At 68.8% G+C, this 15396-nt stretch carries 15 protein-coding genes and 2 tRNA genes; 15 read left to right on the top strand and 2 right to left on the bottom strand.

Annotated elements, in window-relative coordinates; genetic code table 11:
• Window positions 1-7 precede the first annotated feature (7 nt).
• A complete protein-coding gene (pepN, locus tag FSW06_RS05740; RefSeq protein WP_010121827.1) occupies window positions 8-2710 on the bottom strand; it encodes an aminopeptidase N in 2703 nt (900 codons plus the stop codon).
• A 93-nt stretch (window positions 2711-2803) separates the two neighbouring features.
• Here pepN and FSW06_RS05735 point away from each other — a divergent pair, with 93 nt between their 5' ends.
• From FSW06_RS05735 to FSW06_RS05725, 4 genes are all read left to right on the top strand, one after another.
• Window positions 2804-3442: a DsbA family protein gene (locus FSW06_RS05735; RefSeq protein ID WP_010121826.1), complete on the top strand. Its 639-nt coding sequence runs from the start codon at window positions 2804-2806 to the stop codon at window positions 3440-3442.
• A 357-nt stretch (window positions 3443-3799) separates the two neighbouring features.
• Window positions 3800-3976: a hypothetical protein gene (locus FSW06_RS14475; protein WP_010121825.1), complete on the top strand. Its 177-nt coding sequence runs from the start codon at window positions 3800-3802 to the stop codon at window positions 3974-3976.
• A 4-nt stretch (window positions 3977-3980) separates the two neighbouring features.
• A complete protein-coding gene (locus tag FSW06_RS05730; RefSeq protein WP_010121824.1) occupies window positions 3981-4262 on the top strand; it encodes a hypothetical protein in 282 nt (93 codons plus the stop codon).
• Between the two features lie 89 nt (window positions 4263-4351).
• Window positions 4352-4828 (top strand): ribose-5-phosphate isomerase, encoded by a 477-nt coding sequence (locus tag FSW06_RS05725; RefSeq protein WP_010121823.1) that lies wholly within the window; start codon window positions 4352-4354, stop codon window positions 4826-4828.
• 4 nt (window positions 4829-4832) lie between these two features.
• Here the strand turns inward: FSW06_RS05725 and FSW06_RS05720 are convergent, their stop codons facing one another.
• Window positions 4833-5069: a hypothetical protein gene (locus FSW06_RS05720; protein WP_010121822.1), complete on the bottom strand. Its 237-nt coding sequence runs from the start codon at window positions 5067-5069 to the stop codon at window positions 4833-4835.
• A gap of 164 nt (window positions 5070-5233) precedes the next feature.
• Between FSW06_RS05720 and FSW06_RS05715 the strand changes: the two genes are divergently transcribed.
• The 11 genes from FSW06_RS05715 to FSW06_RS05665 all read left to right on the top strand — a co-directional run bounded on the left by FSW06_RS05715 (window position 5234) and on the right by FSW06_RS05665 (window position 15341).
• Entirely contained in the window at window positions 5234-6991 is a 1758-nt protein-coding gene (locus FSW06_RS05715; protein ID WP_010121820.1) for a pyruvate dehydrogenase, read from the top strand.
• Between the two features lie 54 nt (window positions 6992-7045).
• Window positions 7046-7120: transfer RNA gene (locus tag FSW06_RS05710), tRNA-Gly, on the top strand.
• A gap of 164 nt (window positions 7121-7284) precedes the next feature.
• Window positions 7285-7358: transfer RNA gene (locus FSW06_RS05705), tRNA-Pro, on the top strand.
• 265 nt (window positions 7359-7623) lie between these two features.
• On the top strand, window positions 7624-9252 hold the full coding sequence (tig, locus tag FSW06_RS05700) for a trigger factor (protein ID WP_010121818.1): 1629 nt from the start codon (window positions 7624-7626) through the stop codon (window positions 9250-9252).
• A 245-nt stretch (window positions 9253-9497) separates the two neighbouring features.
• Window positions 9498-10100, top strand: a complete 603-nt coding sequence (locus FSW06_RS05695; protein WP_010121817.1) for an ATP-dependent Clp protease proteolytic subunit — start codon at window positions 9498-9500, stop codon at window positions 10098-10100.
• A gap of 72 nt (window positions 10101-10172) precedes the next feature.
• Window positions 10173-10811: an ATP-dependent Clp protease proteolytic subunit gene (locus tag FSW06_RS05690; protein ID WP_083827104.1), complete on the top strand. Its 639-nt coding sequence runs from the start codon at window positions 10173-10175 to the stop codon at window positions 10809-10811.
• A 222-nt stretch (window positions 10812-11033) separates the two neighbouring features.
• Window positions 11034-11726 (top strand): protocatechuate 3,4-dioxygenase subunit beta, encoded by a 693-nt coding sequence (gene pcaH, locus FSW06_RS05685; protein WP_010121815.1) that lies wholly within the window; start codon window positions 11034-11036, stop codon window positions 11724-11726.
• A gap of 12 nt (window positions 11727-11738) precedes the next feature.
• Window positions 11739-12383: a protocatechuate 3,4-dioxygenase subunit alpha gene (gene pcaG, locus FSW06_RS05680; RefSeq protein WP_010121814.1), complete on the top strand. Its 645-nt coding sequence runs from the start codon at window positions 11739-11741 to the stop codon at window positions 12381-12383.
• Between the two features lie 48 nt (window positions 12384-12431).
• A complete protein-coding gene (locus FSW06_RS05675; protein ID WP_010121813.1) occupies window positions 12432-13727 on the top strand; it encodes a lyase family protein in 1296 nt (431 codons plus the stop codon).
• A complete protein-coding gene (pcaC, locus tag FSW06_RS05670) occupies window positions 13720-14145 on the top strand; it encodes a 4-carboxymuconolactone decarboxylase (protein ID WP_010121812.1) in 426 nt (141 codons plus the stop codon). Before FSW06_RS05675 ends, pcaC begins: the two co-directional genes overlap by 8 nt.
• Window positions 14145-15341 carry a 4-hydroxybenzoate 3-monooxygenase gene (locus FSW06_RS05665; protein ID WP_010121811.1) on the top strand — a complete coding sequence of 399 codons (1197 nt, stop codon included), beginning with the start codon at window positions 14145-14147 and terminating at the stop codon, window positions 15339-15341. The genes pcaC and FSW06_RS05665 overlap by 1 nt, the downstream gene beginning before the upstream one ends.
• Window positions 15342-15396 lie beyond the last annotated feature (55 nt).

The following is a 15396-nucleotide window of genomic DNA, read 5'->3' as shown; positions in this document are numbered from 1 at the left end:
GCGCGACCTACGCGGCGTCGAAGGCGCGGGCCGCGGCGGCGCGGCGGGCCCGGGACAGGCCCTCGGAGAGCACCCGGCGCAGTCCGGCGGGGGTGTCCTCGGATTCGGCGAGGGCCGTGAGGTCGGCGGTGACGTTGTCGTCGTCGGACCAGCTGGGGAACAGGCCTTCACAGTTGCGCAGCGCCATCTCGGAGGACAGTGAGTTCCACATGTCCACCACCCGGGTGACGTACTCGGTGGCGAAGGGCTGCAGCAGGTCGTCCTGGCCGACGTGGGTGAGCCCGCCCATCCGGAACCGCAGCACCAGGTTGGACAGTTCCGCACCGTGCAGGGTGAGGGCGTCCCAGGTCTCGCGCTTGACCTGCGGGTCGGGGACGGCAGAGCGGGCCTGCAGGGCATGGAGCTCACCGGAGGAGGTCGGGTCGCCGGCCGCCTCGATGTCGATGAGCCCGTCGGACTCCTCCGGGGTGAGGACGCCCGGGGTGCCCACCAGCGCGGTGATGAGCCGCCACCGCAGGTCCTGGTCGACGGTGAAGCCGGGCAGCAGGGAGTCGGGGGTGGTCTCCTCGTCGCCGAGGCCGAGCAGGCCGCGGACCCACTCCACGGAGCGGGTGGTCTGGGCGGTGTTGGTGTAGGCGCGGACGAAGGCGAGGCGGGCCTGGCCGTCGGTGCGCTCGGCACCGTCGCGGAAGGCGTCGGTGAGCTGGCGGCGTCCCTCCTCCTTCCATGCGGGGTCGGCGTAGTTCTCCACGGCGCTGATCGCCTGCGCCAGGATCTGCTCGAGGACGCCCAGCTGGGTCTCGGTCGCGGCGCCGCGGGACACGAGGGAGACGAAGTCGCGGGCGCGCATCTGCGCGTTGCGGGTCATCTGCCAGGCGGCCGACCACACCAGCACCCGGGCCATCGGGTCGGCGATGCGGGCTATGTTGGCGACCGCGAAGGCCAGCGAGTCCGGGTCGATGGAGGTGAAGCCGTAGGTGAGGTCGTCGTCGTTGACGAGGACGAGGTCGGCCGGGTCCTCGCCGACGAGGTCGGGGACCTCGGTCCGGGGGCCGGCGACGTCGATCTCCACGCGGCGGCGCAGGTCGACGGCGGGGGAGGTGCCCGGATCGTCGAGTTCGCCGACCAGGTCGTAGAGGCCGACGGCGAGCCGGTGGGTGCGGGTCTCGCCCTTCCCCGGTTCCGCACCGGTCTGGGTGACGGCGAAGGAGGTGTAGACGGAGCCGGGCCCGCCCTCGCCCTCGGTCGTGAACTCGGCGCCGAGGGTGTTGATGCCGGTGGTGCGCAGCCACTGGTCCGCCCAGTCGGACAGGTCGCGGCCGGAGGAGGCCTCCAGGGCGCCGAGCAGGTCGGCGAAGGTGGCGTTGCCCCAGGCGTGGGCGACGAAGTGGGCGCGCAGTCCGGCGAAGAACGGTTCCAGGCCGACGTAGGCGGCGAGCTGCTTGAGCACCGAGGCGCCCTTGGCGTAGGTGATGCCGTCGAAGTTGGCGTCCACCTCCACCAGGTCGTTCGCGCCGCTGAAGATCGGGTGGGTGCTCGGCAGCTGGTCCTGCCCGTAGGCCCAGGCCTTCTCCTTGCTGTTGAAGGTCACCCAGGCGGTCGTGTACTCGGTGGCGTGGGTCTGGGCCATCGCACTCGACCAGGTGGCGAAGGACTCGTTGAGCCACAGGTCGTCCCACCATTCCATGGTGACGAGGTCGCCGAACCACATGTGCGCGAGTTCGTGGAGGATCGTGTCCGCCCGGCGCTCGTACTCGTAGTGGCTGGCGGCGGAGCGGAAGACGTACTCGTCGCGGATGGTCACGCAGCCGGCGTTCTCCATCGCCCCCATGTTGTATTCGGGGCAGAAGACCTGGTCGTACTTGTGGAACGGGTAGGCCACCCCGAAGTTCGCCGCGTAGTAGTCGAAGCCGGCCTTCGTCGTGGCGAACAGGACGTCGGCGTCCATGTACTCGGCCAGCGACTTGCGGACGTAGAGGCCCAGCGGGACGGTGATCTCCCCGGCGGGCACGAGCCGGGGGTCGGTGACTCCGGCGGTCTCCGGGTGCGGGGTGACCGTCCCGGTCCAGGCGTCCTCGACGTGGGCCCAGGGGCCCACGCAGAAGGCGATGAGGTAGGTCGACAGCGGGTAGTCGACGACGGCGCGGTGGATGGCGGCGTCCCCGTCGACGGTGACGTCGACGGTGTTGTTGGTGACGATGCTCCAGGCCTGCGGGGTGCGGACCTCGACGTCGTAGGTGGCCTTGATGTCGGGCTGGTCGAAGCCGGCGAAGACGCGCTTGGCGTCCGCCGCCTCGAACTGCGTGTACATGTAGACCTCGCCGTCCGCGGCGTCCCGGAAGCGGTGGAGGCCCTCGCCGGTGCTGGAGTAGACGGCCTGCGCCGCGACGACGAGGGTGTGCTCCCCGGCGGTGAGGTCGGCGAGTCGGATGCCGCGCTCCTCGTCGTAGGTTCCGTCCGCGGTGAGCGGGACGGCTGCGCCGGTGATGTCGGTGCCGTCGAGGGTGACCGTGTCGACCGTGGCAGCGCGCAGGTCGATGAAGGTGGATCCCCCGTCCGTGGCGGTGAAGGTGACCGTGGTGGTGCTGGGGAAGGTGCGGTGGGCCAGGTCGCCGCCTGCGGTGAGGTCGAGGACGATGCTGTAGTGGACGCCGTCGATGAGCGCGGACCGGTCAGCGGCCTCGCTGCGGGTGAGGTTGGTTGAGGTCATACCGGCCACCCTAGTCAGCCCACCGGACAGCGTCGCGTCCCCGGCGTACCGTGGGTCGCGTAACCGGCTCCCTGACACAAAGGAATCCCACCCATGAGCACCCCTGTGACCATGTACTTCGACGCCACCTGCCCGTTCGCCTGGGTCACCAGCCGCTGGCTCAAGGAGGTCGAGAAGGTCCGCGACATCGACCTCAGGTACTCGCCGATGAGCCTCGCGGTGCTCAACGAGGGTCGTGACGAGCTGCCGGAGGACTACCGGAAGGCGATGAGCGCCGCGTGGGGTCCCGCCCTCGTCGCCGCCGCCCTGCAGCTGCGGGAACCGGAGAAGGTCGACGCGTACTACACGGCCATCGGCACCGCGATCCACAACGAGGGCCAGGGCGGCAAGCAGGGCGACGGCGCCTATGACGCGCTGATCGCCGCCGCCCTCGAGGCCGCCGGTGCGGACGCCTCCTATGCGGACGCCGCCCACCACCGTGGCGACGAGGACGGTTCGGTGGAGGCTGACCTGCGCGCCTTCCAGGCCACCGCGATGGAGAAGGTCGGCAACGACGTCGGCACCCCGGTCGTCGAGATCGGCGGGCACGCCTTCTTCGGCCCGGTCATCACCCGTATCCCGCGTGGTGAGGAGGCCGGGAAGCTCTTCGACGCGGCCGTCACGCTCGGCAGCTACGACCACTTCTTCGAGCTGAAGCGCTCCCGCACCGAGTCGCCGGACGCCACGGTCTAGCCGCTGTTCGCGGGGCGTACGGAGAGACGCCCCGGGGTCCGGCACCGGTACCGGCACTGACCCCGAAGCGCGCGGAACGAACCGACAGGTCGATTTTTCCGTTCACGGACCGCACCTCGGTTCGTGAACCCCGCATCCCCGGGTGGCGGGTGACCTCTCGGTACGGAAAACCGACATCGGCGCGGGCACCGACGCCGGTCGGGTCGGGGGAGTGGGGGTGGTACGGGGGATGGGGTTGTTGCGGAAACAGTATCAGGATTAGTGCGGCCTGCGTAGGCTCAACCTGAGCGGCGTCCGGTTTCACTCACAGTGCGCGGTGCTGCATCTCTCATCCATTCTCATGACGAAGGAGTACACATGCTCGACACCATCAAGGAACTGCTGCCGGACCTCACCGACCTCGTCCACATCCTCGTCGGTCTGCTCAAGGGCGACGGCGCCGTGCTGAGCACCTCCGGCTCCTTCGACGGCATCTTCGGCGGCGAGGGCCTCGGCTCCTCCACTGCGGACGCGGCCGCCGGGGCAGGGGAGTAGACGCATGGGATCGGATGAAATCGGTGGACTCCTGGAACTCCTGAAGCCCCTGGGTGAGCTGGGTAAGGAGCTTGCGGCTCTGAAGGAAATTCTGCTCGGCGTCGTTCAGGGCCAGAACGGCCAACTCAGCTCTGAAGGGTCGTTGGCCGGCAGTTCAGGTGCCGGCGACATTGCGGGCAGCGCTCTCGGCTCCGCGATGGGTTCGGCCGGAATCGACGAAGATTTGGTCAACCAGATCCCCACGAACGAGTGGGGAATCATTGGCTCGGTGGGCAAGTACATGTAGTGCTCGAAATCTGTCGGGTCGGACGGGGCGTCTACCGTGAATGCGGGGAGGCGTCCCGTCGGCACGGCGCCTCCGATAGACTCTGTGACATGCGAATCTACCTCGGTGCAGACCATGCCGGTTTCGAGACCAAGAACCTCATCGCCGATCATCTGACGAAGAAGGGGATCGAGGTCGTGGACTGCGGAGCCCACACCTACGACGCCCAGGACGACTACCCCGCCTACTGCATCGAGGCCGCCCGGCGCACCGTCGCCGACGAGGGCTCCCTCGGCATCGTGCTGGGTGGTTCCGGCAACGGCGAGCAGATCGCCGCGAACAAGGTCCCCGGCGCCCGCTGCGCGCTCGCCTGGTCGGAGGAGACCGCGAAGCTGGCCCGCGAGCACAACAACGCCCAGCTCATCGGCATCGGTGGCCGGATGCACACTCCGGAGCAGGCCCTCGCCATCGTCGATGCCTTCGTCGGCCAGGCCTGGTCGGAGGAGCCCCGTCACCAGCGCCGGATCGACATTCTCGCCGAGTACGAGAAGACCGGCGTGGCCCCCGCCCTCCCCGAGGGCAACTGACCCCCTAGTTGTTCGCGACGGCCGTGGCGTCCGATTTCCGGGCGCTGCGGCCGTCGATCCATTCCTTGATGATCTCGGCGTCCCACAGGGTGAGGCCGTGGAGTTTCGTCGACGGCCTGGGGGCGCGGCCCCGGGTGGCGTAGCTGGTGAAGGTGCCACGGGCGGTGCCGGAGGCTGCGGCACACTGGGTGGCCGTCCACAGCTCGTGGCCGCTGTCGGAATCGATGATGATGGGAAGCATAGAGTTACATAATAGTCTGGCTGTTCCGGCTCGGCCGTGAACGGGGGGTGGTATCGGGCTCAAAGGCACCCCTGCCCGCGCCGGCCGGTCGGTCGGGGCCGGGCTGACCAGCGCTTGTGGTCGGACCAGTGCGGGCACGCCCGTTCGGGGCTATTGTCGGGCGCATGGCACGCACCTATGCAGAACAGATCGTGAACACCCTGGAAGCCCAGGGCGTCCGCCGCATCTTCGGGCTCGTCGGCGACAGTCTCAACCCGATCGTGGACGCCGTCAAACGCAGCAGCATCGAATGGTTCCACGTCCGGAACGAGGAGGCCGCGGCCTTCGCCGCCGGTGCCGAATCACTGGTCACCGGAAACCTCGCCGTCTGCGCCGGCTCCTGCGGCCCGGGCAACACCCACCTGGTGCAGGGACTCTATGACTCGCACCGCAACGGGGCGAAGGTGCTGGCCATCGCCAGCCACATCCCGTCGCAGTTCATCGGCTCCCACTACTTCCAGGAGACCCACCCCGAGGCCCTGTTCCAGGAGTGCTCCGGCTACTGCGAGATGGTGAACTCCGCGACCCAGGGCGCGACCATCCTGCACCACGCCATCCAGTCGACGATGGCCGGCAACGGCGTCTCCGTCCTCGTCATCCCCGGCGACATCGCCGCCGACCCGGCGGTGGACTCCCCGCAGCTGGCCTCCGCGATCTCGGCGTCCCGCCCGGCGGCCCACCCGGAGACCTCCGAGCTCAAGGCGCTGGCGGAAGCGATCAACCACGCCGGCAAGGTCACCATCTTCGGCGGCGCCGGCTGCCGGGACGCCCGCGACCAGGTCTTCGCCCTCGCCGAGAAGATCAAGGCCCCGGTCGGCCACGCCTACGGCGGCAAGGAATTCCTCCACTACGACAACCCCTACGACGTCGGCATGTCCGGCCTGCTCGGGTACGGGGCCTGCTCCGAGGCCTTCGAGGAGGCCGACCTGCTCATCCTGCTGGGCACCGACTTCCCCTACTCGGAGTTCCTGCCGCGGCACACCGACACCGCCCAGATCGACATCAAGGGCCGCAACATCGGACGCCGCACCACCGTGAAGTACCCGGTCACCGGCGACGTCGCCGCGACGATCGACGACCTGCTGCCGCTGATCTCGGAGAAGACCGACTCGACGTTCCTGGCGAAGATGCTGCGGAAGCAGGAGTCCAACCTCCACCACGTCATCGAGGCCTACACGAAGAACATCGAGAAGCAGGTCCCGATCCACCCGGAGTACCTGAGCTACGTCCTCGACGACCTCGCCGACGAGGACGCCGTGTTCACCGCCGACACCGGGATGTGCAACGTCTGGCAGGCGCGCTACATCAACCCGAACGGGAAGCGGCAGCTGCTCGCGTCCTTCCGCCACGGCACGATGGCCAACGCCCTGTCCCAGGGCATCGGTGCCGCCGCGGCCAACGGCAGCCGCCGCCAGACGATCGCCATGTGCGGCGACGGCGGGCTCGGCATGCTCATGGGCGAACTGCTGACCCTCAAACTGCACCAGGTGCCGCTGAAGGCCGTGGTCTACAACAACTCCACACTCGGCATGGTCAAGCTGGAGATGCTGGTCAAGGGCCTGCCCGACTTCGGCACCGACCACGAGAAGGTCAACTACGCCGACATCGCCACCGCCTGCGGCATCAAGGCCTTCCGCATCGAGGACCCGAAGGACGTCCGCCCGGTGCTCGCCGAGGCGCTGGCCTACGACGGTCCGGCACTGATCGACGTGGTGACCGACCCCAACGCCCTGTCCATCCCGCCGGAGATCTCACTGGAGCAGGTCGCCGGGTTCACCCGTGCCGCGACGAAGACGGTGCTCGAAGGTGGTGTGGGCAAGATGTTCGACCTGGCGAAGTCGAACCTGCGCAACATTCCGCGGCCGTCCGGTTTCAAACTGTAGGGGGCCGGATTCCCGCCGCCGGGGACGGTCGTGTATCGTCGTCGGCGGAACAAGGGGAATGTCGTATAGTGGCTAATACCTCAGCCTTCCAAGCTGAAGACGCGGGTTCGATTCCCGTCATTCCCTCCACACGGAACCCCCGCCGGCCGGTGCCGACGGGGGTTCCGCCGTGTCGCCGCGCGATCCGGCCCGGGGTGCCCCGTAACCGGTACCCGCCGTTGCCGCGTCGATCAGTCACCCCGTAACATCTGCTGCGAGCAGAGGACCGGCACGGTCGGGTCGCCCCCTGCCCCCGGGATATGGCGCAGTTTGGTAGCGCACTCGCTTTGGGAGCGAGGGGTCGTGGGTTCAAATCCCGCTATCCCGACGGACGCCGTCGCGACACGTCGCCGCGTGAACGGCACCCACCGGTCCAGCCGGACCGGTGACCGACCCCGGCGACAGTCGACATCGGTCGCACGATAAACTCGCAACCGACCATTCCCGGAGAGATCGGGCCCGCGCCCGGTCGCCCCGCCTGTCCGGCGCCCCGCGGCGTCCGGCAGGTCGGGGGAAGGGGAGTTCGGGAGTACTACCGTGTCCCGTCCCCGCCGGCCGACAAGTACCAGAACAACACACAGGAGTGTGCACCCGTGAAGAGCTCCGTTGAACAGCTGAGCGCCACCCGAGCCAAGCTCACCGTCGAGGTCCCCTTCGACGAGCTGAAGCCCGAGTTCGACAACGCGTTCAAGACACTCGCCCAGCAGGTCACCCTGCCCGGTTTCCGCAAGGGCAAGGTCCCGCCGAAGATCCTCGAGGCGCGCCTCGGTCGCGCGACGATCCTCAACGAGGTGCTCAATGACATGCTGCCGAGCCGCTACAGCGACGCGGTGCAGGAGCACGACCTGAAGGTTCTGGGTCAGCCCGACATCGACATCGCCGAGCTCGAGGACAACGACCACGTCACCTTCACCGCCGAGGTCGACGTCCGCCCCGAGATCGAGGTGCCGGACTTCTCCGCCATCGAGGTCGAGGTCGAGGCCGTCTCCGCCGACGAGGGCGCTGTCGACCACGAGCTGGGTCACCTGCAGGAGCGCTTCGGCACCCTGAAGTCGGTCGACCGTGCCGTGCAGGACGGTGACTTCACCTCCATCGACATGGTGGCCACCATCGACGGCGAGACCGTCGACGAGGCGACCACCGAGGGCCTGTCCTACGAGGTCGGCTCCGAGTCCCTGGTCGAGGGCCTCGACGAGGCGCTGACCGGCCTCAAGGAGGGCGAGTCCAAGGAGTTCACCACCAAGCTCGTCGCCGGTGAGCACGCCGACGAGGACGCCCAGGTGACCGTCACCGTCAAGTCCGTCAAGGAGCGCGAGCTCCCGGCGCTCGACGACGACTTCGCCCAGCTGGCCAGCGAGTTCGACACGATCGACGAGCTGCGCGAGTCCGTCAAGGGTCAGGTCGAGGAGCAGGCCAAGGGCCAGCAGGCCACCGAGATCCGCGACAAGGTCCTCGCCGCCGCCCTCGAGAAGACCGAGGTGCCGCTGCCGGAGTCGGTCGTCAAGGAGCAGGTCGACGCCCAGCTGCAGCAGCTGCTCAGCCAGTTCGGCGGCAACGAGGAGATCCTGAACCAGGCCCTCGCCGCCCAGGACATCACCCGCGAGAAGTTCGAGGAGGACACCCGCGAGGCCGCCGAGGATTCGGTGCGCACCCAGCTGTTCCTCGACACGCTGTCCGACATCGAGCAGCCCGAGGTCTCCCAGCAGGAGCTGACCGACCACATCCTGTTCACCGCGCAGCGCTACGGCATGGACCCGAACCAGTTCATCATGCAGCTGCAGCAGTCCGGCCAGATCGCCAACCTGTTCGCGGACGTCCGCCGCGGCAAGGCCCTCGCGCTGAACATCTGCAAGGTCTCCGTCAAGGACTCGGAGGGTGCGACAATCGACCCGAAGGACTTCTTCGGTGACGAGGCCGGCGAGGAGGTGGCCGAGGAGGCCGCCGAGACCACCGAGGCTCCGGCCGAGAAGGCTGACGAGGCCGACAAGGCCGAGGAGAAGCCGGCCAAGAAGGCCCCCGCCAAGAAGAAGGCTCCGGCCAAGAAGGCGGCGGCGAAGAAGTCCACCGCCAAGAAGGACGACGCCGCCGCTGACGAGGACAAGCCGGCCAAGAAGAAGGCCCCGGCCAAGAAGTCCACCGCCAAGAAGACCACGGCGAAGAAGGCTCCGGCCAAGAAGGCCCCGGCCAAGAAGACCGCCGCGAAGAAGGACGACGAGAAGTAGTTCTCCCGCCCCCGTTTTCCGGGTCGTTTTCTGGGACGCCGCCCCGCCGTGTGCAGTGATGCCACGGCGGGGCGGCGTCCTGTCCGTATCCGGCCGGGACCCGTGACCCGACGGCCCACCGTGCGCTGTCAGCGAACACCGAGGTGGACGACAACAGCGTGCGCGTGCGTTGACTAGGCTGGGAACGGAAAAAAGAACCCATGAAGTCACACCATGAGCGAGGAGCATAAGTGAGCACACATGGAATGCCTGTCAGCGGTGCACTGCGCGAGGCGCAGATGACCGCCGCCGCGGGGATGAACCTCAATGACTCGGTGTTCGAGCGGCTGCTGCGTGAGAGGATCATCTTCCTCGGCACCCAGGTCGACGACGAGATCGCGAACAAGCTCTGCGCGCAGATCCTGCTCCTGAGCGCCGAGGACCCGACCCGCGACATCTCGCTGTACATCAATTCGCCGGGTGGCTCGGTCACCGCCGGCATGGCGATCTACGACACGATGCAGTACGCGCCCTGCGATGTCGCCACCTACGGCATGGGCCTGGCCGCCTCGATGGGGCAGTTCCTGCTCACCGCCGGCGCCAAGGGCAAGCGCTACGCACTGCCGCACGCCCGCGTGATGATGCACCAGCCGTCCGCCGGTGTCGGTGGTACGGCCGCGGACATCGCCATCCAGGCGGAGCAGTTCGGTGAGGTGAAGAAGGAGATGGCGGAGCTGATCGCCGAGCACACCGGCCAGCCCGTCGAGACCATCCGCAAGGACTCGGACCGCGACCGCTGGTTCAAGGCCGAGGAGGCCAAGGAGTACGGCCTGGTCGACCACGTGATCCGCTCGCTGAAGGACAAGTAGGACAAGATGGGAATGGAGAACATGACAGGTTTCACCCACGCCACCGAGCTGTCGGCCGCGACCGGCACCGGGATGGAGGGGACGGCGTCCGGACTGCAGCTGCCGACCTCGCGCTACATCCTCCCGTCCTTCGTCGAGCACTCCTCGTGGGGTGCGAAGGAATCGAACCCGTACAACAAGCTGTTCGAGGAGCGCATCATCTTCCTGGGGACCCAGGTCGACGATGCCTCGGCGAACGACATCATGGCCCAGCTGCTCGTGCTGGAGGGGCTGGACCCCGACCGTGACATCACGATGTACATCAACTCGCCCGGTGGTTCCTTCACCGCGCTGATGGCCATCTACGACACGATGCAGTACGTCCGCCCCGATGTCGTCACCGTCTGCCTCGGCCAGGCCGCCTCGGCCGCCGCGGTGCTGCTCGCCGCCGGCACCAAGGGCAAGCGCGCCGCGCTGCCCAACGCCCGCGTGCTGATCCACCAGCCGGCCACCCAGGGCACCCAGGGCCAGGTCTCCGACCTGGAGATCCAGGCCGCGGAGATCGAGCGGATGCGCCGCCTCATGGAGGAGACGCTGTCGCGGCACACCGGCAAGACCGCCGAGCAGGTCCGTGAGGACACGGACCGCGACAAGTTCCTCACGGCCGAGGAGGCCAAGGACTACGGCATCATCGACCAGGTCTTCGAGTACCGCAAGCTGTCGGCGCAGTAGCCCCGGCAGGTCGCCCGCGGCTCCCGTTGGTTTCGGGAACACATACCCCGGACGCTACCCCCTCTCCGCCATCTGACCCTGTCGGTCGGCGGGAACGGGCAGCGTACGGGGTTTTCTCTGTCACCAGAAGTTCACTGTGCGAACCTCTTTGCGTACAGCGCACGGAATCGTAGGGTGAGAGTCACATCACTGACCCACTACTGGTGCGAAGAAGGTTACGGCATGATCCCTATCACCAACGCGACAGTCGACGGGACGTTCGCCCCGCTCCACTTCCCGGAGTACCGCACGACCGTGCTGCGCAACCCGAGCAATGACCTGCTCATGGTTCCGCAGCGCCTCGGCGAACTCACCGGACCGGTCTTCGGCAACGCGGACCTCCGGTCGGAGGACAACGACCTGACCAAGGTCAACGGTGGCGAGGCCATCGGCCAGCGTATCTACGTGCACGGCCGGGTGACCGGTGCCGACGGCCGCCCCGTCCCCGAGACCCTCCTCGAGGTCTGGCAGGCCAACTCGGCCGGCCGCTACCGCCACAAGAACGACTCGTGGCCCGCCCCGCTGGACCCCCACTTCAACGGTGTGGGCCGGACGCTGACCGACAAGAACGGCTACTACAGCTTCTACACCGTCCAGCCCGGCTGCTACCCGTGGGGCAACCACCGCAACGCCTGGCGTCCGGCGCACATCCACTTCTCGCTGTTCGGCCGGCAGTTCACCGAGCGGCTCGTCACCCAGATGTACTTCCCGGGCGACCCGATGTTCTTCCAGGACCCGATCTACAACTCGGTGCCCGCCGGTGCCCGCGAGCGGATGATCGCCGTCTTCGACTACGACGAGACCCGCGAGAACTTCGCGATGGGCTTCAAGTTCGACATCGTCCTGCGCGGCAAGAACGCCACCCCCTTCGAGTAGAGGAGAAAACCAGTGATTGACAGCGATCCCAACGGCCCGTACCGCTACCCGGTCTCCGACATCCGCGACCAGGATGAGGCCGCGCCCGGCATCATGCCGTCGCAGACGGTCGGCCCCTACGTCCACATCGGCCTGACCTGGCCCGGTGCCGAGAACATGGTGGCGGAGGACGCCGACGGCGCCGTCGAGGTGACCTTCCGGATCACCGACGGCGCCGGCCACCTCATCAAGGACGCCATGGTGGAGATCTGGCAGGCCGACGAGAACGGCGTGTACCCCTCACCGCTCGACCCCCGCGCCGGTGACGACGCCGGCCGGGAAGGCTTCCGCGGCCTGGGCCGCGGCATGTGCGGCGAGACCGGCGAGGTGACCTTCCGGACCGTGCGTCCGGGTGCGGTCCCCGCCCCCGACGGCGGCACCGAGGCCCCGCACCTGAAGGTCGGGGTGTTCGCCCGCGGCATGCTCGAGCGGCTGTACACCCGGATGTACTTCCCGGAGCAGCAGGAGGCCAACGGCGCCGACCCGGTCCTCGCCGTGGTGCCGGAGGAGCGGCGGGCACTGCTCGTCGCGGAGGCCGACGGTACGGACGCCTACCGGATGGACATCGTCATGCAGCACGAGGATCCCCGGCAGGAGACCCCGTTCTTCGGTCTCTGACCGGCTGAAGACCACCTGCACAACCACACACACGACCCGGAAGGAACCATGGAATCCACCGACACCGGCCGGTCCGTCTACGGCGACCGCGCCGCCGGCAGCACCACCGTCGCCGAGCTGCTGTCCGACGAGGCCTTCTTCGCCGCCATGGTGGAGGTGGAGGCCTGCCTCACCGAGAGCGCGGTCGTGGCCGGGACCGTGGACGCGTCCACCGGTGCCGCGGTCGCCGCGGTCATCCGCGCCGTGCAGCCGGACGTCGTGGCCCTCAGCGAGGCTGCCGTCGCCGGAGGCAACCCGGCGATCCCGCTGGTGAAGGTCCTGAAGAAGGCGGTCGTGGCGGCCGGTCACCCGGTCACCGCCGTCCACGTCGGGGCCACCAGCCAGGACATCATCGACACGGCGCTGATGTGGTGCGTGCACCGCGCAGCCGCCGCGATGTCCGGCACGCTGGGCACGGTGACCGACGTCCTCGCGGACCTGGCGGTGCGCGAGCGGGAGACCCCGGTGATCGGGCGCACCCTCGGCCAGCAGGCGGTGCCGACGACCTTCGGGCTGACCGCCGCCGGCTGGCTCCGGCAGCTGGACGCCGCCGCGGCCGAGGTCGACCGGGCGGTCGGCCTGCTGCCGGTGCAGTACGCCGGGGCGGCGGGGAACCTCGCGGCCGCCGGCCCGGCCGGACCCGCGGTCCACCGTGAGCTGGCGCAGCGTACCGGACTGCAGGCGCAGCCGGTGGTCTGGCACACCGACCGGACCCCCGTGGCCCGGCTGGCGGCGTCCCTCGCCCTGGTGGGCGGGGCGGTCCGCAAGATCGCCGGCGACGTGGTCCTGCTCTCGGCGACCGAGGTCGGCGAACTGCGCGAGGCCGCCCCCGGTGGTTCATCGGCGATGCCGCACAAGGCCAATCCGGCGGCTGCGGTCGCGGCGGCGGGGTACGCGCGGCGGACGACCGGCTACACCGTCACCCTGCTCGAGGCGATGGACGGCGAACTGCAGCGCGCGGCCGGTGCCTGGCACGCGGAATGGCAGACGCTGCGCGATCTCGTCGTCGTCACGGACAACGCGGTCACCCGGCTGGCGGCGAGCCTGACCGGCATCACCGTCGACCGGGCCGCGATGGCGCGCAACCTCGCCCTGACCGGCGGTGCGGTCCTCGCCGAGGCCCTCGCCGCCGTCGTCGGACGGGCCCGCGTCGACGAGGCGGTGGCCGCCGGCCGGCTCGGCGAGCTCATGGCCGACGCACAGCGGGAGCAGGGCTTCAGCCCCGACCCCGCCGACCACACCGGACAGGCACCGCAACTGGTGGACGCCCTGGTGGCAGAACACAAAGGAGAAGAACATGGGTGACGACAACACCTACGGACAGGGACGCCGTGCCGCCCACGAGGTGGGCATGGCGAACCGTCGGGCCGTCCTCGGCGACGCACACGTCGACCGCTCGCTGGCCCGGATGACGCCGACGACCGAGAAGTTCCAGGACTTCATCACGCGGACCGCGTGGGGGGACATCTGGGAGCGTCCCGGCCTCGACCACCGGCAGCGGCGCCTGCTGACCATCGCGATCCTCACGGCGGTGGGCAACCACGGTGAGCTGGACATGCACATCCGCGCCGCCCTGCGGGCCGGTGTGGACGCCGACACGATCGGTGAGGTGCTGCTGCACACGGCGGTCTACGCGGGCGTGCCGAATTCGAACCACGGATTCGCTCTGCTCGATGCCGCGGTGCAGGAAGAAACGGAAGAACAGAAAGAAGGAGAACTCTGATGGCCACAGCAGAACACACCCAGGTCGCGGTGATCGGGGCCGGTCCGGCGGGGCTCATGCTCTCGCACCTGCTGCACCTGCGCGGTGTGGAGACGGTGGTCTTCGAGTCCCGGTCGCAGGAGGAGGTGGAGAACACCGTGCGCGCCGGTGTGCTGGAGCAGGGCACCATGAAGCTCATGCGGGACACCGGCATCGGCGGACGCATGGACCGGGAGGCCGATGTCGACGAGGGCATCGAGTTCTCCCTCGACGGGGTGCGGACCCGCATCGCGCTGACCGACCTCACCGGCTACAACATGGCGGTGTACCCGCAGCACGAGGTGCTCATCGACCTCATCGCCCAGCGGCAGGCGGACAACGGCGCGGTACTGTTCAACACCCGGGTCGACGACGTCTCCGGCTACGACGGGGACATGGTCACCGTCAACTACACGGACGAGAACGGGGCGTCCGCGACGCTGACCGCCGACTACGTCGTCGCCGCGGACGGGTCGAACTCGCCCTACCGTGCGGCGGTGACGGCCCTGGACAACGGGGCGCGCTACAAGTTCGAGTACCCCTACGCCTGGTTCGGCATCCTCGTGAACGCCCCGCAGACGCAGAAGGAACTCATCTACGCGACCCACGAGGACGGCTTCGCGCTGATCTCCACCCGCTCGGCGACGGTGCAGCGCTACTACCTGCAGTGCGATCCGGAGGACACGGTCGACCAGTGGTCCGACGAGCGGATCTGGGAGGTGCTGCACACCCGGGTCGACAGCGAGGACCTCACGGTCTCCGAGGGTGAGATCTTCGACAAGGCGGTGCTGCGGTTCCGCTCGGCGGTCACCGACCCGATGCAGCGCGGCCGACTGTTCCTCGCCGGGGACGCCGCCCACACCGTCCCGCCGACCGGTGCGAAGGGCCTGAACCTGGCCATCGCCGACGTCTGCGCCCTGGTCCCGGGCCTGGTGCACGCCCTGCAGGGTGACGACGCCCGCCTGCAGGCCTACACGCAGGTCGCGGTGCCCCGGGTGTGGCGGGCCCAGCACTTCTCGTACTGGATGTCCTCGATGCTCCACGTCGCGCCGGACGCCAGCCCGTTCGAGCTGCACCGCCGCCGCGGCGAACTGTCCGCCGTGCTGAGCTCGGAGGCGGGACGCCGCTACCTGGCCGAGCAGTACGTCGGCCGGGAACTGCCCGACTACATGGCCTGAGCTGCCTGAGCCCCCCGGAACCGACCCCCACCGTCGACCCTGGCGGCGGGGTTTT

Origin of the sequence: Corynebacterium nuruki S6-4 (assembly GCF_007970465.1) — a bacterium.
GTDB lineage: Bacteria > Actinomycetota > Actinomycetes > Mycobacteriales > Mycobacteriaceae > Corynebacterium > Corynebacterium nuruki.
This window is presented reverse-complemented; position numbering and strand designations above follow the sequence as displayed.

Coding starts and splice junctions, on each gene's coding strand:
- FSW06_RS05720 (WP_010121822.1), bottom strand. CDS start 5,069: ATGCTTCCCATCATCATCGATTCCGACAGCGGCCACGAGCTGTGGACG.
- FSW06_RS05735 (WP_010121826.1), top strand. CDS start 2,804: ATGAGCACCCCTGTGACCATGTACTTCGACGCCACCTGCCCGTTCGCC.
- FSW06_RS05675 (WP_010121813.1), top strand. CDS start 12,432: ATGGAATCCACCGACACCGGCCGGTCCGTCTACGGCGACCGCGCCGCC.
- FSW06_RS05730 (WP_010121824.1), top strand. CDS start 3,981: ATGGGATCGGATGAAATCGGTGGACTCCTGGAACTCCTGAAGCCCCTG.
- FSW06_RS05690 (WP_083827104.1), top strand. CDS start 10,173: ATGGAGGGGACGGCGTCCGGACTGCAGCTGCCGACCTCGCGCTACATC.
- pepN (WP_010121827.1), bottom strand. CDS start 2,710: ATGACCTCAACCAACCTCACCCGCAGCGAGGCCGCTGACCGGTCCGCG.
- FSW06_RS05695 (WP_010121817.1), top strand. CDS start 9,498: ATGCCTGTCAGCGGTGCACTGCGCGAGGCGCAGATGACCGCCGCCGCG.
- FSW06_RS14475 (WP_010121825.1), top strand. CDS start 3,800: ATGCTCGACACCATCAAGGAACTGCTGCCGGACCTCACCGACCTCGTC.
- FSW06_RS05715 (WP_010121820.1), top strand. CDS start 5,234: ATGGCACGCACCTATGCAGAACAGATCGTGAACACCCTGGAAGCCCAG.
- pcaC (WP_010121812.1), top strand. CDS start 13,720: ATGGGTGACGACAACACCTACGGACAGGGACGCCGTGCCGCCCACGAG.
- FSW06_RS05725 (WP_010121823.1), top strand. CDS start 4,352: ATGCGAATCTACCTCGGTGCAGACCATGCCGGTTTCGAGACCAAGAAC.
- FSW06_RS05665 (WP_010121811.1), top strand. CDS start 14,145: ATGGCCACAGCAGAACACACCCAGGTCGCGGTGATCGGGGCCGGTCCG.
- pcaH (WP_010121815.1), top strand. CDS start 11,034: ATGATCCCTATCACCAACGCGACAGTCGACGGGACGTTCGCCCCGCTC.